19 protein-coding genes are annotated in these 18,816 nt (G+C 70.8%); 10 read left to right on the top strand and 9 right to left on the bottom strand.

The window, feature by feature from the left end:
* Window positions 1–9: 9 nt before the first annotated feature.
* Window positions 10–180 carry a hypothetical protein gene (locus ACIQWX_RS37125; RefSeq protein ID WP_167379980.1) on the bottom strand — a complete coding sequence of 57 codons (171 nt, stop codon included), beginning with the start codon at window positions 178–180 and terminating at the stop codon, window positions 10–12.
* Window positions 181–328: 148 nt separating this feature from the next.
* Between ACIQWX_RS37125 and ACIQWX_RS37120 the strand changes: the two genes are divergently transcribed.
* The gene (locus tag ACIQWX_RS37120) at window positions 329–1,321 is read left to right on the top strand and encodes a carbohydrate kinase family protein (protein WP_400881354.1); all 993 of its coding nucleotides are present in this window, start codon (window positions 329–331) and stop codon (window positions 1,319–1,321) included.
* 140 nt (window positions 1,322–1,461) lie between these two features.
* Window positions 1,462–2,031, top strand: coding sequence for an RICIN domain-containing protein (locus ACIQWX_RS37115; protein WP_400881352.1), 570 nt, complete (start codon window positions 1,462–1,464; stop codon window positions 2,029–2,031).
* Between the two features lie 50 nt (window positions 2,032–2,081).
* Here the strand turns inward: ACIQWX_RS37115 and asnB are convergent, their stop codons facing one another.
* Complete coding sequence (gene asnB, locus ACIQWX_RS37110; RefSeq protein WP_400881350.1) at window positions 2,082–4,016, bottom strand: asparagine synthase (glutamine-hydrolyzing); 1,935 nt, start codon at window positions 4,014–4,016, stop codon at window positions 2,082–2,084.
* Window positions 4,017–4,202: 186 nt separating this feature from the next.
* Here asnB and ACIQWX_RS37105 point away from each other — a divergent pair, with 186 nt between their 5' ends.
* A complete protein-coding gene (locus ACIQWX_RS37105) occupies window positions 4,203–5,147 on the top strand; it encodes a cytochrome c oxidase subunit II (protein ID WP_400881348.1) in 945 nt (314 codons plus the stop codon).
* Window positions 5,148–5,179: 32 nt separating this feature from the next.
* Window positions 5,180–5,599 (top strand): cytochrome c oxidase subunit 4, encoded by a 420-nt coding sequence (locus tag ACIQWX_RS37100; RefSeq protein WP_400881346.1) that lies wholly within the window; start codon window positions 5,180–5,182, stop codon window positions 5,597–5,599.
* On the opposite strand, the gene ACIQWX_RS37095 is transcribed toward ACIQWX_RS37100, so the two are convergent.
* Complete coding sequence (locus ACIQWX_RS37095) at window positions 5,547–6,476, bottom strand: DMT family transporter (protein WP_400881344.1); 930 nt, start codon at window positions 6,474–6,476, stop codon at window positions 5,547–5,549. The genes ACIQWX_RS37100 and ACIQWX_RS37095 overlap by 53 nt on opposite strands.
* A gap of 83 nt (window positions 6,477–6,559) precedes the next feature.
* Here ACIQWX_RS37095 and ACIQWX_RS37090 point away from each other — a divergent pair, with 83 nt between their 5' ends.
* On the top strand, window positions 6,560–7,513 hold the full coding sequence (locus ACIQWX_RS37090; RefSeq protein ID WP_400881472.1) for a GlxA family transcriptional regulator: 954 nt from the start codon (window positions 6,560–6,562) through the stop codon (window positions 7,511–7,513).
* Between the two features lie 277 nt (window positions 7,514–7,790).
* On the opposite strand, the gene trpD is transcribed toward ACIQWX_RS37090, so the two are convergent.
* The 3 genes from trpD to ACIQWX_RS37075 all read right to left on the bottom strand — a co-directional run bounded on the left by trpD (window position 7,791) and on the right by ACIQWX_RS37075 (window position 9,707).
* Complete coding sequence (gene trpD / locus ACIQWX_RS37085) at window positions 7,791–8,825, bottom strand: anthranilate phosphoribosyltransferase (protein ID WP_400881342.1); 1,035 nt, start codon at window positions 8,823–8,825, stop codon at window positions 7,791–7,793.
* 5 nt (window positions 8,826–8,830) lie between these two features.
* A complete protein-coding gene (locus ACIQWX_RS37080; RefSeq protein ID WP_400881470.1) occupies window positions 8,831–9,232 on the bottom strand; it encodes a hypothetical protein in 402 nt (133 codons plus the stop codon).
* Window positions 9,233–9,293: 61 nt separating this feature from the next.
* A complete protein-coding gene (locus ACIQWX_RS37075) occupies window positions 9,294–9,707 on the bottom strand; it encodes a hypothetical protein (RefSeq protein WP_400881340.1) in 414 nt (137 codons plus the stop codon).
* 95 nt (window positions 9,708–9,802) lie between these two features.
* On the opposite strand from ACIQWX_RS37075, the gene ACIQWX_RS37070 reads away from it, so the two are divergent.
* From ACIQWX_RS37070 to ACIQWX_RS37055, 4 genes are all read left to right on the top strand, one after another.
* Window positions 9,803–10,426: a heme-copper oxidase subunit III gene (locus ACIQWX_RS37070; RefSeq protein ID WP_086681061.1), complete on the top strand. Its 624-nt coding sequence runs from the start codon at window positions 9,803–9,805 to the stop codon at window positions 10,424–10,426.
* Window positions 10,427–10,487: 61 nt separating this feature from the next.
* A complete protein-coding gene (locus tag ACIQWX_RS37065; RefSeq protein ID WP_286003157.1) occupies window positions 10,488–11,306 on the top strand; it encodes a c-type cytochrome in 819 nt (272 codons plus the stop codon).
* A complete protein-coding gene (locus tag ACIQWX_RS37060) occupies window positions 11,303–12,457 on the top strand; it encodes a ubiquinol-cytochrome c reductase iron-sulfur subunit (protein WP_400881338.1) in 1,155 nt (384 codons plus the stop codon). The genes ACIQWX_RS37065 and ACIQWX_RS37060 overlap by 4 nt, the downstream gene beginning before the upstream one ends.
* On the top strand, window positions 12,454–14,127 hold the full coding sequence (locus ACIQWX_RS37055; RefSeq protein ID WP_400881337.1) for a cytochrome bc complex cytochrome b subunit: 1,674 nt from the start codon (window positions 12,454–12,456) through the stop codon (window positions 14,125–14,127). Before ACIQWX_RS37060 ends, ACIQWX_RS37055 begins: the two co-directional genes overlap by 4 nt.
* A 130-nt stretch (window positions 14,128–14,257) precedes the next feature.
* Here the strand turns inward: ACIQWX_RS37055 and ACIQWX_RS37050 are convergent, their stop codons facing one another.
* Window positions 14,258–14,539, bottom strand: a complete 282-nt coding sequence (locus tag ACIQWX_RS37050; protein ID WP_284750247.1) for an Lrp/AsnC family transcriptional regulator — start codon at window positions 14,537–14,539, stop codon at window positions 14,258–14,260.
* Window positions 14,540–14,579: 40 nt separating this feature from the next.
* A complete protein-coding gene (locus ACIQWX_RS37045) occupies window positions 14,580–15,320 on the bottom strand; it encodes a maleylpyruvate isomerase family mycothiol-dependent enzyme (RefSeq protein ID WP_400881335.1) in 741 nt (246 codons plus the stop codon).
* 45 nt (window positions 15,321–15,365) lie between these two features.
* Here ACIQWX_RS37045 and ACIQWX_RS37040 point away from each other — a divergent pair, with 45 nt between their 5' ends.
* Window positions 15,366–16,259, top strand: coding sequence for a MerR family transcriptional regulator (locus tag ACIQWX_RS37040; RefSeq protein WP_400881333.1), 894 nt, complete (start codon window positions 15,366–15,368; stop codon window positions 16,257–16,259).
* A 791-nt stretch (window positions 16,260–17,050) separates the two neighbouring features.
* On the opposite strand, the gene ACIQWX_RS37035 is transcribed toward ACIQWX_RS37040, so the two are convergent.
* Window positions 17,051–18,754, bottom strand: a complete 1,704-nt coding sequence (locus ACIQWX_RS37035; RefSeq protein ID WP_400881331.1) for a DEDD exonuclease domain-containing protein — start codon at window positions 18,752–18,754, stop codon at window positions 17,051–17,053.
* Window positions 18,755–18,816 lie beyond the last annotated feature (62 nt).

The following is an 18,816-nucleotide window of genomic DNA, read 5'->3' as shown; positions in this document are numbered from 1 at the left end:
GTCTGCGGACTACACGTAGGCGTCGAGCTCGGCCACCTGGGCGTGGCACGCGTCGTCGACCTCCCACGGCTCGGCCGTGACGCGGGGCAGCGGCAGGCTCTCGGCCTGCAGTGTCGCCGGGATGAGCGCGCAGTCGGCGATCAGCTCGGACAGGGTCTCGGGTTCGGTGACGGCGTTCACGATTCGTAACGCTATTGATCCTCTCTCGACTGGAGAAGGAGTACCAGCCGGTAGTGTCGGCTGGGCGTGCGCGAACTACCCGGTTGGGTCATGACCCGGGGGTAACTTCGCGCCTTTTGCCGTGAGGTCGAGCACAAAGGAGCAGCCGGTGGCAGACAGGGCCAGGATCGCGGTGTCCGGCAGTATCGCAACCGACCACCTCATGCATTTCCCGGGCAGGTTCGCGGAGCAGCTGGTAGCCGAGCAGCTGCACCGGGTCTCGCTGAGCTTCCTCGCCGACGACCTCGTGGTCCGGCGCGGCGGCATCGGCGCGAACATCGCCTTCGGCCTCGGGGTGCTCGGCGTGCGGCCGGTGCTCGTGGGCGCCGTCGGCGCCGACTTCGCGGACTACCGCTCCTGGCTGGAGCGCCACGGCGTCGACACGTCCGGCGTGCACGTGTCGGAGGTCGCGCACACCGCGCGGTTCGTCTGCACGACCGACGAGGACCTCTGCCAGATCGCGACGTTCTACGCCGGCGCGATGGCCGAGTCCCGCAACATCGAGCTGCAGCCGATCGCCGAGCGCGCCGGCGAGATCGGCCTGGTGCTGATCAGCCCGGACGACCCCGAGGGCATGGTCCGCCACGCCGAGGAGTGCCGCCAGCGCGGGTACGCGTTCGCCGTCGACCCGTCGCAGCAGCTCGCCCGGATGACCGGCGAGCAGGCGCGCGCGTTCGTCGCCGGCGCGAAGTACCTGTTCAGCAACGACTACGAGTGGGAGCTGCTGCTCCAGAAGACCGGCTGGACCGAGGCCGACGTCCTCGACCAGGTCGGCCTGCGGATCACGACGCTGGGCGAGAAGGGCGTCGAGATCGTCGGCAAGGACGGCGTGGCCCTGCAGATCGGCGCGGTCCCGGAGCGCGCGAAGGCCGACCCGACGGGCGTCGGCGACGGCTTCCGCGCGGGCTTCCTGGCCGGCCTCGACGGCGGCCTGAACGTCGAGCGCGCGGCCCAGCTGGGTTCGCTGATCGCGGTGCTGGTCCTGGAGACGGTCGGCACGCAGGAGTGGACGTTCGACCGCACCGACGCCCTGGCCCGCATCGGCGAGGCGTTCGGCCCGGACGCGGCCGAGGAGATCTCGGCGGTCCTGCCCGCCGCCTAGTTCCCGCAAGCCCGTGCAGGCCTCCTCGCCGGTCGAAAAAGCCGTTGAGGAGGCCTTCGCGGCTTTTCAACCGTCTTGTCCGGGTGCAGGATGGCGGGTGGAGGCCGCCAGGGGGGCGGTGCTCCGCCGAGGGGGAACACATGACCGTCAAAAGACGCCTGCTCGCGGCCGCCGCCATCGCGGCGAGCCTGCTCACGTTCGTCGTGGCGCCGCAGGCGAGCGCCGCGGAGTCGCCGATCCCGGGCATCGAGCTCACGCTGTACACCGGCCCGGCGGCCGATCCCGCGCACCCCGCCTACCACCTGGTGAGCGGCTGGACCGGGGGCTGCCTCAACCCGCGGGACGACATCTGGCACAACGGCGCCCCGATGTGGCTCGGGCCGTGCGGGAACACCGCCGTCGAGGCCTTCTACGTCACCCGCAACCCGGAGGGCTACTACCGGTTCCAGAACATCGTCACCAAGAGGTACCTGGAAGCGGCCACCGCGACCGGCGGGGCGAACGGCACGGCCGTGCAGCTGTGGGACTTCGTGGCCGGCGGGCAGAACCAGTGGTGGGCGGCGACCGTCAACCCGGAGGGGTACCTCCGGCTCCAGAACGCGAAGTACGGCCGCTACCTGGAGGCTTCGCGCGTGCCCACCGGCTCGTCGGGCAACCGGGGGCAGCTCTGGGACTTCGTCGCGGGCGGCACCAACCAGTGGTGGCACTGACCCGCTGAACGGAGAAGGGCCCCGCCGAAGCGGGGCCCTTCTCCGGAGACTCAGAGCTTGACCGGGTACACCGGCTCCGGCACCTCGGGCTTGATCCGGTGCTCGACGAAGATGCCGTGCCACAGCATGAACACGATCAGCGCCCACAGCTGGCGGCTGCGGTCCAGCTGGCCCGCCTTGTGCTCCTCCAGCAGCGCCAGGATCGCCTTCTTGTCCAGCAGCTCCTCGGTCTTCGAGTCGCTGATGATCCCCTTCGCCCAGTCGTACATCTCGTTGCGCAGCCACAGGCGGATCGGGACGGGGAAGCCGAGCTTGCGGCGGTTCAGCACGTGCGCCGGGATGATCTTGGCCAGGGCCTGGCGCAGCGCGTACTTCGTCGTGCCGTGGGCCAGCTTCTGGTCCAGCGGGATCGACGCCGCGACCTTGAACACCTCGGCGTCCAGGAACGGCACCCGCAGTTCCAGGGAGTTCGCCATGGTGACCTTGTCGGCCTTGACCAGGATGTCGCCGCGCAGCCACGTGTAGAGGTCGACGTGCTGCATGCGGGCCACCGGGTCCCAGCCGCGCGAGACGTCGTACCAAGGCGCCGTCACGTCCTTGAAGCCGACGCCTTCCTGGTACGTGCGGAGAACGTTCCGCAGCTGGTCGTCACGGAAGTTGCGCGCGTTGCCGTAGTAGCGGTCCTCCAGCGGCAGCGCGCCACGGCGGAGCAGGTCCTTGCCGCGGGTGCCCTCGGGGATCTTGGTGGAGACCTTGCCGATCAGCTTCCGCATGCCGCCGGGGATCTTCTCGAACGGCGCCAGCGAGATCGGCTCATTGTAGATCGTGTAGCCGCCGAACAGCTCGTCCGCGCCCTCGCCGGACAGCACCGCCTTGACGTGCTTGCGGGCCTCGCGGGCGATGAACCACAGCGGGACCAGCGCCGGGTCGGCCACCGGGTCGTCGAGGTACCAGACGATGAGCGGCAGCACCTCCATCATCTCGTCCGCCGACACCGTCCGGACCACGTGCTTCACGCCGATCGCGGCGGCCGACTCGGCGGCGACGTCGACCTCGGAGTAGCCCTCGCGCTCGAACCCGGTGGTGAACGCGATCAGGTTCGGGTTGTGCTCCTTGGCCAGCGTCGCGGTGGCCGTGGAGTCGATGCCGCCGGAGAGGAACGCGCCGACGGTGACGTCGGGGTCCGAGATCATGTGCTTGCCGACCGAGTCGCGCATCACATCGGCGATGCGCTGGTGCAGCTCCTCGGCCTCGGCCTGCGTGTTCACCGGCTTCGCGCTGAACTGCGGGTGGAAGTAGCGGGTGAACTTCACCTCACCGCCGGGCACCACCTCGAACGACGTCCCGGACTCGACGCGGCGGATCGCGGTGTGCAGCGACTCGGGCTCGGGCACGTACTGCAGGACCAGGTAGTGCTGCAGGGCCTTGCGGTCCAGCTCCTGCGCGACGCCCAGGGTGTCCGACAGCTCCAGCAGGCTCTTCTTCTCGCTGGAGAACGCCACCCCGCCGGGGCCGGCCGAGTAGAACAGCGGCTTGATCCCGAACGGGTCGCGCGCGCCGAACACCCGCTTCTCCTGCGAGTCCCAGATCATGAAGGCGAACATGCCGCGCAGGCGCTTCACCCAGTCGGCGCCGAGGTAGTGGAAGCCGGCGACGATGGCCTCGCCGTCACCCTCGGTCTCGAACTTCGCACCGTGCTTCTCGGCGAGCTCGGCGCGCAGCTCCAGGTAGTTGTAGATCTCGCCGTTGAAGTTCATCGTGTAGCGGCCCGGCGCCTCCGGCGGCCCCCAGACCAGCGGCTGGTGGGCGTGCTCGACGTCGATGAACGCGAGCCGGTTGAAGCCGTAGACGACCTCGGCGTCGGCCCACGTGTCCTGCTCGTCGGGGCCGCGGTGGCGCTGGCAGCGCATGGCCGCGCCGACGGCGTCACGCGCGTTCGCCGCGCCGGTTTCGGTCGCGCAGATCAGTCCAAGCAGGCCGCACACGGGTACTCACACACCTTCGGAGTTCTTCACCGGGCTGGGGGAAGTGCCCAGTATGCCGGGCGGGTGGTGGCGCGTAACACGCGCGTCGATGGTTACCCCTTGGTCAGCGGGACGGGCCAACTCGGCTAGGCTCCGCCTGTCACAAAGATCGGTCGTAGGAGGCTCTGGGTGAAAGGGCGAGGCGCAGTGGGACAACCCAAGCGCACCCTGGGGAAGCGGACCGCGCGCGTAGCGGCGCTGGCCGTGCTGGTCGCGCTGACCGCGACGGGCTGCTCCGGCGACGAGATCCTGCGGTTCGGCTGGCCGGTGGGCGTCACGCGGCAGGCGAACGAGATGCGCACGCTGTGGACCTGGACCGTGGTGGCCGCGCTGGTCGTCGGCGCCATCGTGTGGGCCCTGATCTTCTGGACCGCGGCGTTCCACCGCAAGAAGAAGACCGCGGACGGCGAGCCGGAGGAGCTGCCCCGCCAGTTCCAGTACAACATCCCGCTCGAGCTGTTCACGGTCGTCGTCCCGACGATCATGGTCTGCGTCCTGTTCTTCTTCACCGCGACGACGGAGTCGAAGGTCCTGGACAAGATCCCGAACCCGGACGTCAAGGTCCAGGTCGTGGCCTTCCAGTGGAACTGGGAGTTCAAGTACGAGGACGCCAACGCGGCGAAGCCCGACGGCAGCGGCCAGGTCAGCACGGTCGGCTCGTCCGGCGAGATCCCGCTGCTGGTGCTCCCGGTCGGCAAGGTCATCCAGTACGACCTGATCTCCACCGACGTCATCCACTCCTTCTGGGTCCCGGAGTTCCACTTCAAGCGGGACGTCATGCCGAACCCGGACAAGAACAACCAGGACAGCTCCTTCCAGAACACGATCGACCGCGAAGGTTCCTTCGTCGGCCGGTGCGCGGAGCTGTGCGGCACGTACCACTCGGTGATGAACTTCGAGGTCCGCGCGCTGTCGGCGGACAAGTACGACGCGTACATCGCGCTGCGCAAGCAGGTGAACCCGGCCACCGGCCAGACGTTCACCGCCTCCGAGGCGCTGGCGAAGATGAACTGCGGCGAGCTGTGCACCCCGCACGCGGTGACCACCCAGCCGTTCAACACCGACCGCACGGCGCGGACCGCGTCCAACTGACGGCCCAGCCACACAGGGAGTAGGAAAGACCCATGAAGGTCGAAGCCCGCATCTTCTTCATCGTGGCGATCTTCGCCGTGTTCATGGCGGTCGTGTACTGGGTCTGGACCGCCCTGGCCGCGACCCACGGGGCGGAGCCGGTCGGCATCGTCGCGCTGTTCCTCACCGGCGGCCTCGCGTTCCTCGCGGGCAGCTACATGCAGTTCGTCGCCCGCCGCATCGAACCGCGCCCGGAGGACCGCGAGGACGCCGAGATCAGCGACGGCGCCGGTGAGCTGGGCTTCTTCAGCCCGGGCAGCTACTGGCCGGTCGGCATGGCCGCCACCGCCGCCCTCGCCGCGCTGGGCCTGGCGTTCTTCCACATCTGGCTGGTCGTCATCGCGCTGGTCGCGCTGCTCATCACGATCGGCGGGCTGGTGTTCGAGTACCACACGGGTCCGTCGCACGACTGATCTTCGCTTTTGATGACTGGCCGCGGCGCTGAGGACTCAGGGCCGCGGCCAGTACTGCGAGCATGCCCAGTGCTTCCGGCCAGGTCGGACGGTGGCCGTAGAAGGCGACGTCCACCAGCACCGCCACCACCGGGTACAGGTAGGACAGCAGCGCCACCGTCGTGGTCGGCAGCTTGCCGATGCTCGCGTACATCAGCACGTACATCAGTGCCGTGTGGACGGTGCCCAGCAGCACCAGCCAGAGCAAGCCGTGCGTCGACGTCGGTAGCGGCGTGACGAGCAACACGGGCGCCAGGACGAGCGCGCCCACCGTCGTCTGGACGGCCGCGAGCAGGTGCGGGCGGATGTGCTTCAGCTGCTTCGCGACGAAGGACGCGCCGGTGTAGAGCAGGGCCGCGCCGAGCGCCAGCCCGATGCCGGCCAGCTGCACGGGTTTGCCGTCCTCGCCGTGCGCGGACAGGGAGATCAGGGCGACCCCGCCGAAGGCGATCGCGGCCCGGACCCAGTGGCTCTTCGCCACCTTCTCGCCGAGGAACGCCGCCGCCAGGCCGACCAGGATGAGCGGCTGCGTGTGGTAGACGACGGTGCTGACCGAGATCGACGACAGCGCGTAGGACGCGAACAGCAGCACCCAGTTGCCGACCAGGAACAGCCCGCCGAGGACGGCCAGCCCGAGGTCGCGTTTCGTGGGCCGCCAGGCCGGCAGCCAGCCGCGCGCGAAGCACCAGATCACCAGGAGCGCCCCGCCGACGAAGCAGCGGGCGAAGGCCACGGCGGGCGCGGCGGCGCCGCTCTCGAGGACGACCGCACCGATCGTGCCGGACATCGCCATCGCCGCGGACCACTGGAGCAGCGGGCGGGTTTCGGAGTTCGTCATGGCGTCCAGGTTCGTCCGGTCCGCGTCGATCAACCAGTGTCAGAGATGACAACGGCCGCAAAACTTGTGACATGCTGGCCGGCATGGACGTCAACCGGGTCGCAGTGGTGCTGGCCGACCACGTTTCGCCGTTCGAGCTGGGGGTCGCGTGCGAGGTGTTCGGCACCGACCGCAGCGCCGACGGCATCGAGGGCTGGGAGTTCGGGGTCTGCTCGCCTGCGGGTTCTCCGGTGTCGAGCTGGTCGGGCTTCGGCTTGTCGGGGCTCCGGGGCCTGGACTTCGCGGCGGCGGCGGACCTGCTGATCGTGCCGACGTGCGCCCCTCGGACGGCGCCGCCGCCCTCCGAGGTGCTGGACGTCCTGCGCGACGCGGCGGCGCGGGGCGCGTGGGTGGCGGGGTTCTGCGCGGGGGTGTTCACGCTGGGCTACGCGGGCCTGCTGGACGGCCGCCGCTGCACGGTCCACTGGGTGTACGAGACGGAGTTCCGTGCCCGGTTCCCGACGGCGGTGGTGGACACCCAGGCGCTGTACGCGGACGACGAGCGGGTGTTCACGAGCGCGGGCACGGTGGCGGCGGTGGACCTGTGCCTGCACCTGGTGCGCCGGCTGCGCGGCGTCACGGCGGCGACGACGCTGGCGCGCCGGATGGTGGCGGCACCGTTCCGGGCGGGCGGCCAGGCGCAGTTCGTCCAGGCACCGGTGCCGACGGTCCCGGACGACTCGGTGGTGGCGGAGGCCCTGGAGTGGGTGGAGCGGCGCCTGGACCGGCCGTTCACGGTGGCGGAGTTGGCCCGGCGGAGCGGGTTGGGGGAGAGGACGTTCCTGCGCCGTTTTTCGGCGGCGACGGGCACGACCCCGCACCGGTGGCTGACCGAGCGGCGCTTGGACCGCGCGCAGGCGTTGCTGGAGGAGGGCAGGCTGTCGGTGGAGGACATCGCGGTGGCGTGCGGCTACGCATCGGCGGCCGCGCTGCGGCACCAGTTCACCCGGTTGCGTGGGACGAGCCCGACCTCGTACCGGGCGGCCTTCCGCGGCTGAGTTGCCTGGCCGGACTCCTGAAACGACTTGGTGAGTCACCTTCGACGGCTGCAGCAGCAGCCACCACCCCGAAGCCGGATTGTGACTACGGCCGGCAGTACCGCGTCAAGGCGGGAAAGATGCCTTGACCCGGCACCGCCGGCCGTGTTCTGGCTTCGGATCGGGGTGGTGGGGGGGTCTGGGTGGGGTGCGGGTCCTGCTTCGGCGCGGCGGTCATCTGCCTGGGCCGCCCTGTGCCCGGGCTTGCCCCCGGTGGGCCCAACAGTCGTCCCGCAGGTCAGGCGAACGCGATCCAGCGGTCCAGCAGCGCCGCCGCGGCTCCGGAATCGATCGCCTCGGCAGCCCGCGCCAACCCACCGCGCAGATCGTCCTCCAACGACCCCGAGAAGCCACTGAACGCCGCCAAAGCCGCGGCCGCGTTGATCAGCACCGCGTCCCGCACCGGTCCCGGCTTGCCGCCCACCAGCTCCCGCACGACCTGCGCGTTCGAGGCCGCGTCGCCGCCGCGCAGGTCCACGGCGGAAGCGCGGGGAATCCCCAGCTCCAAAGGATCCAGCGACCGTGAAGTCACCGCCCCGCCCGACACCACCCACACCGACGAGGTCGTCGTCGTGGTGATCTCGTCGAGACCGTCGTCGCCGCGGACGATCAACGCCGTGGTGCCTCGGCGGGCGAACACCTCCGCCAGCACGTGCGTCTTGTCCTCGTACGCGCAGCCGATCAGCGCGCTGCCCGGCTGGGCCGGGTTGGTCAGCGGGCCCAGGAGGTTGAACGTCGTCGGGATGCCGAGCTCGCCGCGGACCGGGCCCGCGTGCCGCAGCGCCGGGTGGAACGCCGACGCCAGGAAGAACCCCACGCCGACCTCGGTCAAGCTCCGCTGGACGTCCTCCGGGGGCAGGGAGATCGTCACCCCGAGCGCCTCGAGGACGTCCGCCGCGCCCGACTTCGACGACGCGCTGCGGTTGCCGTGCTTGGCCACCGGGGCGCCCGCCGCCGCCGTGACGATCGTCGCCATCGTCGAGATGTTCACCGAGTTGGAGCCGTCGCCGCCGGTGCCGACGATGTCGACCGCCGGGCGGTCCAGCTCGACCCGCTTGGCGTGCGCCAGCATCGTGGCCGCCATCCCGGCGATCTCCGACGGCGTCTCGCCCTTCGCGCGCAACGCCACCGCGAACCCGGCGATCCGGGCCGGGCTCGCCGCGCCGCTCATGATCTGGTCCATCGCCCACGCCGTGTCCTCTTCGGACAGGTCGACGCGCGCGACGAGCTGCTTGAGCAGCGGCGGCCAGGTGCGGGGGACCGGGGTGGTCACCGGGCTCAGCCGTTCACGACGGGGACCCGTCGCAGCACGTCGGCGACGGTCTCCGCGGCGGTCAGCGGGTCCAGCGGGTGCACCAGCACGGCGTCCGCCTGCGACCACGTCGCCAGCCACCGGTCGTCCTTGCGCCGCACCGCGATCACGATCGGGGGGCATTCGGCGATCTCGCTCTTGAGCTGCCGGCAGAGGCCGATGCCGCCGGTGGGCTGCGCCTCGCCGTCGAGGATCGCCAGGTCCACGTTGCCCGCGTCCACCTCGGACAGCACGTCCGCGATGCCGGCCGCCTCGACGTAGTCCACGCGCGCCAGGTCCGCCGCCGGACGGCGCCCGACCGCGTTCACGATCGCCTCACGCACCTCCGCCTTGTGGCTGAACACCAGGACCCGCATCGACTCGCCCATCAGGCACGCCTCCGTCTCGCTAAGCACACGTCCACCCGGATCGTATCGGCCGAGACCGACATCACGCGGGCGCCTCCGGCTGGAGCGCGTCCCAGCCCAGCGCGTCACCCCCGAGCCGCTGCGCCAGACCGGCCATCCGGGACCGTTCCTGGGCGCAGTGGAGGGCGTCGAGCACCTGGACGCGCACCGCGAGCACCTGCGCCAAGTCGCCCGAAAAACCCTGTTCTCGCAGCTCATAGCCGTCCTGGGCGAGGATCGACGCCGCCTCGGCCACCCGGTCCGGCGGCAGGAGCAGGTGGTGCCGCAGGACGGCCGGTGCCGTGCTGACCCAAGCGGGTGAACCGGCGAGGACGGCCGAGTCCGCGACCACCGGGTCGAAGGCCTCCGCGACGATCTCCAACCCGGGCGCGTCAGGCGTCAGACCGGCGGTTTCGCGCTTCTTGACCAGGTCAAGCAGGCGGTCGAGTAAACCCATGAGTAGCTCTCACCTTCCCGGGCATCCGGTGTGATCGGTTACGCAGACGGCTCGCCGTGGACCCACCCGGCGGAGCGGCGGTGCGAGAGGACATAATGCGACGCGTGACAACGGCAGCTCCCACCATCAGTCAGCGGGTCCACTCGCTGAACCGGCCGAACATGGTCAGTGTCGGCACCATCGTGTGGCTTTCCAGCGAGCTGATGTTCTTCGCCGGACTGTTCGCGATGTTCTTCACCGTCAAGGCGCAGAACTCGTCCGGCCAGTGGCCGCCGCCGCTGCACGGCGAGGAGTTCCACCTCAACGTGGCGTACGCGATCCCGTTCACGGTGATCCTCGTGCTGTCCTCGCTGACCTGCCAGTTCGGCGTGTTCGCGGCCGAGCGCGGCGACGTCTACGGCCTGCGCCGCTGGTACATCATCACGTTGATCATGGGCGCCATCTTCGTCGGCGGCCAGGCCAACGAGTACCACAACCTGGTCGAAGAGGGGATGACGATCCCGTCCGGCCCGTTCGGCACGGTCTTCTACCTCGCCACCGGGTTCCACGGCCTGCACGTCATCGGCGGGCTCATCGCCTTCGTGTACCTGCTCATCCGCACGAAACTGAGCAAGTTCACGCCCGCCCAGGCCACGTCGGCGATCGTCGTGTCCTACTACTGGCACTTCGTCGACATCGTGTGGGTCGGCCTCTTCGGTGTGATCTACCTCCTTCCGTAGGTCCACTCAGCCGCCACCACCTTCACCATCGGCCTGAACTGACAGCAAGGGTTGCCGCAAGATGACCACCAGCACGAAATCCTCGGAGCGCCGCTACCGCGCGCGGTCGAAGCTGCGGAGGCGGTTCGCCGGCCTGCTCGCGCTCGGCATCGCGCTGGTGGGCGCCGGCGCCCTGTACGCCGTGTTCGCCCCGGAGCCGCAGACCGCGCAGGCCCAGGGCACGCCGGCGCAGCTGCGCCTCGGCGAGCAGGTCTACAACAACACCTGCATCGCGTGCCACGGCGCGAACCTCGAGGGCGTGCAGGACCGCGGGCCGAGCCTGATCGGCATCGGCGACGCCGCGGTGTACTTCCAGACTTCTTCGGGCCGCATGCCCGCCTCGCGCCAGGAGGCGCAGGTCGAGCGGAAGCCGCCGAAGCTGACCGAGGCCGAGATCGACGCGGTCGGCGCCTACATCCAGGCGCACGGCGGCGGCGTGCAGCGCCCCGCCGAGAAGGGCGAGGCCCTGCGCGGCTCCGACCCGGCCCGCGGTGGCGAGCTGTTCCGCCTCAACTGCGCGTCCTGCCACAACTTCACCGGCCGCGGCGGCGCGCTGTCCGCCGGCAAGTACGCGCCGAACCTGGACCCGGCCAGCGAAGAGCAGATCTACACGGCCATGCTCACCGGGCCGCAGAACATGCCGAAGTTCTCCGACCGGCAGCTGTCGCCGGAGGAGAAGAAGGACATCGTCGCCTACGTGAAGTCGGTGTCGGACGGCAACAACAACCCGGGTGGGAACGGCCTCGGCGGGGTCGGCCCCGCTTCGGAGGGCGTGATCGCCTTTATCGTCGGGATCGCCGCGCTGATCGGCGTGACGTTGTGGATTGGATCGAAGGCATGAGTGCCGAGGGGCCGAAGCCGCCGACGGAGGCGGAGCTGGCTGAGATGGACCGGGACCAGCTGGTCAAGCTGGGCGGGGCGCTCGACGGGGTCGAGATCGTCGAGTACCCGACCCCGTGGCCCGTGGAGGGCACCCGCGCGGAGAAGCGGGCCGAGCGCCTGGTCGCGTTCTGGTTCGGGCTGTCCGCCCTGGCCGGGATCGGGTTCGTCGTCTCGCTCATCTGGTGGCCGTGGCAGTACGAGGCGCCGGACAACGAGAGCGGCCACTTCTGGTACAGCCTCTACACCCCGATGCTGGGCATCACGCTCGGCCTGGCCATCCTCGGCCTCGGCATCGGCGTGATCCTGTACACGAAGAAGTTCGTGCCCGCCGAGGTCGCGGTGCAGCAGCGCAGCGACAACCAGGGCGCGGGGTCGGCCGAGGTCGACCGCGCGACGATCCTCGCGCACCTGGCCGACGCCGGGAACCGCAGCACGATCGCCCGCCGGTCGCTGATCAAGCGCTCGGCGATCGCCGGGGCCGGCACGCTGGGGCTCGCGGCCGCGGCGCTGCCGCTGGCGTCCTTCATCAAGAACCCGTGGAAGGACACCGAGAACCGGGCGTCGCTCTGGCACACCGGCTGGCAGCCGAACTTCCCGGGCGAGAAGGTCTACTTGCGCCGCAACACCGGCAAGCCGCTGGAGGAGGGCGAAGAGGTCAGCCTGGTCAAGGCCGAGGACCTCGACGCCGGCGCGATGGAGACGGTGTTCCCGTACCGCGACTCCGAGAAGGACAAGCCGGAGCTGCTGGCCGCCGCGCTGACCCGCATCGACAACCCGGTCATGCTGATCCGCCTGCGCCCGACCGACGCCGCCAAGGTGGTCAAGCGGGCCGGCCAGGAGGACTTCAACTTCGGTGACCTCTACGCGTACACGAAGATCTGCAGCCACGTCGGCTGCCCGACCTCCCTGTACGAGCAGCGGACCAACCGGATCCTGTGCCCGTGCCACCAGTCGCAGTTCGACGCCCTCCACTACGCGAAGCCGATTTTCGGCCCGGCGACCCGTCCGCTGGCCCAGCTACCGATCACGGTGGACGAAGAGGGATACTTGATCGCGCGAGGCGACTTCATCGAGGCCATCGGTCCGGCCTTTTGGGAGCGTAAGTCATGAGTTCACTCACCACGCCGACCAAGGGGTCGAGCCCGGTCGAGAAGGCGCTGGGCGACGCCGCGGACAACGCCGACCAGCGCTACACCCTGGCCAAGGGCCTGCGGCACCAGATGAACAAGGTGTTCCCGACCCACTGGTCCTTCCTGCTGGGCGAGATCGCGCTCTACAGCTTCATCATCCTGCTGCTCACCGGCGTCTACCTGACGTTGTTCTTCGACCCCTCGATGCAAGAGGTCGTCTACCACGGCAGCTTCAAGAACCTGCAGGGCCTGGAGATGTCGCAGGCCTTCCGCACCACCCTGGACCTCTCGTTCGACGTCCGCGGCGGGTTGTTCATGCGGCAGCTGCACCACTGGGCGGCGCTGATCTTCGTGGCGTCGATGGCCGTGCACATGCTGCGGATCTTCTTCACCGGCGCGTTCCGGCGCCCGCGTGAGGCGAACTGGGTGATCGGCGGCCTGCTGCTGATCCTGGGCTGCTTCGAAGGCTTCTTCGGCTACTCCCTGCCCGACGACCTGCTTTCGGGTACCGGGATCCGGGCGACGCTGTCGGGCATCGTGCTCTCGGTGCCGGTGATCGGCACCTGGATCCACTGGGCCCTGTTCGGCGGGGAGTTCCCCGGCGACCAGATCATCCCGCGGTTGTACACGCTGCACATCCTGCTGCTGCCGGGCATCATGCTCGCGCTGGTCGGGGTGCACCTGGCGCTGGTGTGGTACCAGAAGCACACCCAGTTCCCGGGGGTGCGGCGCAAGGAGACCAACGTCGTCGGCGTGCGGATCATGCCGTACTTCGCGCTCAAGGGCGGGGCGTTCTTCACCCTGGTCGTGGGCGTGCTGGCGCTGATGTCGGGGCTGTTCCAGATCAACCCGGTGTGGAACTTCGGCCCGTACAACCCGGCGCAGGTCTCGGCGGGCTCCCAGCCCGACTGGTACATGGCCTGGGCCGACGGCATGCTCCGGATCTGGCCCGCCTGGGAGGTCTACCTCGGGAACTACACGATCCCGGCGGTGTTCTTCCCCGGCGCGATCGGCATGCCGGTCCTGATCGGCCTGCTGCTGGCCTACCCGTTCCTCGAGCGGAAGCTGTCCAAGGACACCGCGCACCACAACCTGCTCCAGCGGCCGCGGGACGCACCGGTCCGCACGGCGCTGGGCGCGATGGCGCTGGGCTTCTTCATGGTGATCGAGCTGTCGGGCTTCAACGACATCCTCGCCGACCAGTTCGACATCTCGCTGAACGCGACGACGTGGGCGGGCCGCATCGGCGTGCTGCTCGTGCCGCCGGTGGCGTACTACCTGACCTACCGGCTCTGCCTGGGCCTGCAGCGGGCCGACCGCGAGGTGCTGGAGCACGGCGTCGAGACGGGCATCATCAAGCGGCTGCCGCACGGTGAGTTCATCGAGATCCACCAGCCGCTGGCCGGCGTCGACAGCCACGGCCACGCGATCCCGCTCGAGTACCAGGGCGCTTCGGTGCCGAAGAAGATGAACAAGCTGGGTTCGGCCGGCGAGGCCGTCCCGGGCACGTTCTGGTCGCCGGACCCGGCCGAGGAGACCGCCGCGCTGCAGCGGGCTCATGGCAACGGGCACGGCAACGGCCACTCGGTCACCCAGGGCGAGCCGGGCGAGTTCGAGAGCGTCGAAACTGCCAAGCGCTCGGAGCACTGAGTTCCGGACACGACGAAGGCCACCTCCCGCGGGAGGTGGCCTTCGGTCGTCTGAGGGGCTTTCTCGGCCGTCGGCGGGGGCTTTCCGGCCTCCACCTCCGGCACAGCGGGCGCGCGTCTGGAGGGCCTTCTCAGTCCTCGGCGCCGATGGCGAAGGCCTGCTCGGTGTCGGCGCGGGAGTACGACCGGAACGCGATGTGCGTGACGGTGTCCAGCACCCCCGGCACCTTCCCGATCCGGCCCGGGATCAGGTCGGCCAGCTCCTCGTGGGCGGACACCTTGACGGTGGCGATGAGATCGACGTCCCCGGCGCACGAGTAGACCTCGCCGACGCCGTCGATGTCGGCGATCGCCTGCGCCGCGTCCGGGATAGCGTCCGCCTCTACCTGGATCAACACGATCGCGGTGATCACCTGGGGTCCTCCAAGGCTCGTGGTCGGTTCGTCCGCGATCCTAGGCCGCGGTGCGCGCCAGCCAGTGTTCGGCCAGGGCGCGGTCACCGGTGAGCGTGACGTCGTCGAGCGGCGCGCGCCGGGTGAGGACGAGCAGCAGGTCCTGTGTTCGGCCGGCCAGCGTGACGTCCGTGGCGGCGGTGGCGGTGTCGCGGGTCCAGCTGACGCCGCCGGGTTCGCGGGTGACGAGCCAGCTGTGGTCGCCGTCGGTCAGCAGGAGGGTCTGGCCGGTGCCGCGCAGCTCGGCGAAGGCCGGCTTGAGGCTCGCCGTGACGGGGTTCGCCAGCATCTCCAGCCACTCGGTGATGACGTCTTCCGCGAGGTCGGGGGCCACTTCGAAGGAGGTTCCGGTGGCCAGCGCGGCATCGGCGTGGTGGACGGTCGTGTCGTTCAGCATCCGGCGGAGCCAGAACTTCGCGGGCTGTTCGCCGAAGAAGGTCCACACCGGCGTGTCACCTGCGTCTCGCGCGGTCTTGGCGAGGTCCTCGGCGCCCTGCCGGAGCCAGTCGGCCCAGTTCCCGGGGGAGCCCGGGTCGGCGTCGAGGGGGTCGGGAACCGGCGACGGGCCCGAGCGGACGATGCCGGCGGACCAGCGGTGGGCCTGGCCGATGTGGCCGACGAGCACCCGCAGCGGCCAGTCCGGGCAGGTGGGGACGCGGGTGGCGGGGTCGGCGCCGGTCACGGTGGCGGCGAAGGCGGCGGTGCGGTCGAGCAGCGCCTCGGCGAGTCTGGTGGTGTCCATGGGCCGTACCGTAGGAATTCCACCCGGCTGGAGGTTCGACCGAAGGTGACCGAAGACACACTCGGGATCGGCGACCTGGCCCGGCGCACCGGGGTGCCGGTCCGCACGATCCGCTTCTACTGCGACGAGGGGCTGCTGGAGCCCGCCCGCAGCGTCGGCGGTCACCGGCGGTTCGACACCGGGACGGTCGACCGGCTGACGATGGTCCGCCGCCTGCGCGCGCTGGGGCTGGGGCTGCGGTCGATCACGGAGGTGGTGACCGGGGCCCGGTCGCTGGCCGAGGCCGTGACGGCCGAGCGTGCGGCCCTGGACCGTGAGGTGGCGACGCTGGCCTGGCGGCGTTCGGTGCTGCGCGCGGTGGAAGAGGCGGCGCCGGCCGACCGAGCGGCCCGGCTGGAGCTGCTGACGGCGGTCCAGGACGGCTACGCGGCGCACGACGCGCTGGTCCGCCTGTGGCACCCGATGACGACGGGCCCGATCCCGCCGGACACGGCTCGGATGTTCCTGGACATCAGCGCGCCTCGGCCGCCGGAGCAGCCGTCGACGGGGCAGGTGGTGGCGTACGCGTCGCTGGTGGTGCTGGCGGCGGACCGGACGTTGGCGGCGCACGTCCGGGCGAGCACCTTGGCCGGGCACTCGCGGGTGGCCGATTTGGGGGAGCTGCACGCTGCGGTGGGTTCGGCTTGCGCGCTGGTTTCGCCGGGGATCCCGCCCGCTCCGGGAGAGGCGTTGGACCGGTTCGTGGCGGCGCATGCGGTGGCGTGGGGGACGGGGGACACCCCGGAGTTCCGGCGGGCGTTGAACTTGCGGACGGCGCCGGACCGGGATCCGCGGTTGCGGCGGTATTGGCGGTTGGCGGGGGATGTGACGGGGGAGGTGGCTTCGATGGGGGTTGCGCACACTTGGCTGTTGGACGCATTGGATCGCTCGGTCGCGTGAGTTCGCCGCCGCGGCTTGGGGTGCGGCCGGCGGGTGTCGCGAATGACTCATTCGGGACGTCAGGGGTCCCCAATGGGTCATTCGCGTCGCTGTCCGAGGTCGGTCAGCGGAGTTGTTCGAGGTTCTGGGCCGGTGGTGGGTGGGTCGCTGCCGTCGTCGGTGAGTGGGCTGGTGGGGCGCCGCCGCCGGCGGCGAGTGGGCCGGTGGGTTTCCGCCCCCCGATGCCCGATTGTGACTACGGCCGGCGGTACCGCGTCAAGGCGGGAAAGATGCCTTGACCCGGCACCGCCGGCCGTGTTCGGGCTTCGGATCGGGGTTGCGGGGAGGTCTGGTCTCGTGACCCTTCTTTTCGGCTTTCGGCTCCCGTTCTCGCCCCCAAGCTCCTGACCATTTGATGCCCGCCCAGCTCTCCGGCCCCCAGGCTGCTGGCCCCCAGGCTCCCGGCCCTCTCGCTCCCGGCCTTCCGGCTCCGGCCCTCTGGCTCCCGCCTTCCGGCTCCCGCCCCAGGCGCGGCCCTCCGGCCTTGCCCCAAGCTCCCGGCCATCCGGCTCTGGCCCTCTGGCTCCCGGCCCTCCGGCCTTGCCCCAGGCTTCTGGCCTTCCGGCTCTGGCCCTCTGGCTCCCGGCCCTCCGGCCTTGCTCCAGGCTTCTGGCCTTCCGGCTCTGGCCCTCTGGCTCCCGGCTCTCCGGCTCTCCGGCTCTCCGGCCCTCCGGCCCGGCCGCCCCGCCCCGGCCCGGCCGCCCCGCCCCGGCCCGGCCGGCCTCCGCCTCGGCCCGGCCGCCTCCGGCTTCTCACCCCACGTGCTCCAGCGAGTGCGCGCTCGACACCAGATCCAGCCAGCCCCGCCACCCGGCCACCGCGGTCGGCTCGGCCCACGGCCTCGTCGTGCGCACCAGCCTCACCCCCGGCCGGGCCAGCCACCTCAACAGCACCCCCACCTCCTCCGGTGGTGCGCCGTTCAACGGGCCCGGGTCCGGCAGCACCGTCTCCGCCGAGGCCACCAGCGCCTCCACCACCGGCATCGGCGGTACCCCGCGCCGCGCCACGCCTGCCGACGCCAAGCGGCCGTAGCGGATCACCGTCAGCTCCCAGCCGCCCGCGCCGTCCGGGGCCGCCGCGATCAGCTCTGCTATCGATGCCAGCGCCGACTGGCGGTGGGCCCTTCCCAACGCGCGGATCAGCCCCGCCAGCTCGTCGCGGTGGCGGGCCGCCTGCTCGTAGTGCTGCCCCTCCGCCAGGCGCTCGACCTGGGCCGCCGCCACGTGCAGCGCGCCGCCGTCCAGGCCCGCGATCAGGCCCGATGCCGACTCCACCGCCGGGACGTACGCCTCCACGCTCTGCCGTCCCGCGCACGGTGCCCCGCAGCGACCCAGCTCCGCCAGCACGCACGGCGTCCCGTTCGCCGTCCGCGGCGAGATCCGCTGGGTGCACGTCCGCAGCCCCGATGCCCCCGCCAGGGTGTCCGCCGTCGCGCGGGCGTCCGCCTGGTTGCGGAACGGCCCCAGCACCCCCGGCCGCGGCAGGCGGACCACCGACAGCCGCGGGAACGCCTCCTCCGTCAGGCCGACCCACCAGCCCTGGTGGCGGTTCTTCGACCGCCGGTTGTACGCGGGCTTGTGCGCCGCGATCAGCCGCAGCTCCCGCACCTCCGCCTCCAGCGCGTGCGCGCACACGACGTGGTCGACCCGCTCGGCCAGCCCGACCATCTCGCGGATCCGGCTGCGCCCCTCCGAGCCCGTGAAGTACGTCCGCACGCGCCGCCGGAGGTCCTTCGCCGTGCCGACGTACAGGACCTCGTCCTTCGGTCCCTTGAACAGGTAGACGCCCGGCGCCGACGGCAGGTCCGCCGCCAGGTGCCGCTTCGCCCGCTGCGCCACCGTGACCTCGGGCAGGTACCCCATCAGCTCCTCGAGCGAATGGACGCCCACGTTGCCGACGCGCTCCAGCAGCCCGTGCAGCACGTCGACCGTGGCCTTCGCGTCGTCGAGCGCCCGGTGCGTGGGCCGCGTCCGCGCGCCGAACAGCAACGCCAGCGCCGTCAGGTTGTAGCGGCCCACCTCGTCGCGCGGGACGACCCGGCGCGCCAGGCGGACCGTGCAGACGACCGTCAGCTTCGGCCAGGCGTAACCGTGTCCTTCGCACGCCGCCCGCATGTGGGACGTGTCGAACCCCGAGTTGTGCGCCACCAGCACCGAACCGCCGATGAACTCGAGGAACGCCGGCAGCACCTCTTCGATCGGCGGCGCGTCGTAGACCATCGCCTGGGTGATGCCCGTCAGCGAGACGATCTGCGGCGGGATGACCATCCCGGGGTTGACGAGCGTCGCGAACTCGCCCAGGATCTCGCCTCCGCGCACCTTCACCGCGCCGATCTCCGTGATGCCCGACGGGCCGGGCGCCGCCCCGGTCGTCTCGAGGTCGAACACCACGAAAGTCGTGTCCCGCAAGGGAGTTCCGAGCTCGTCGAACGCGAGCTGAGCCTGGGTCGAACGCATGTGCGGGAGACTAAAGGTCACCACCGACAGTTTTCGGCGGCCACCGACGGTTTCCGGTCGTG

This window comes from Amycolatopsis sp. NPDC098790, assembly GCF_044759945.1.
Taxonomy (GTDB): domain Bacteria; phylum Actinomycetota; class Actinomycetes; order Mycobacteriales; family Pseudonocardiaceae; genus Amycolatopsis.
Note: the sequence above shows the minus strand (reverse complement) of the source record. Positions and strands in the feature narration are given on the sequence as shown.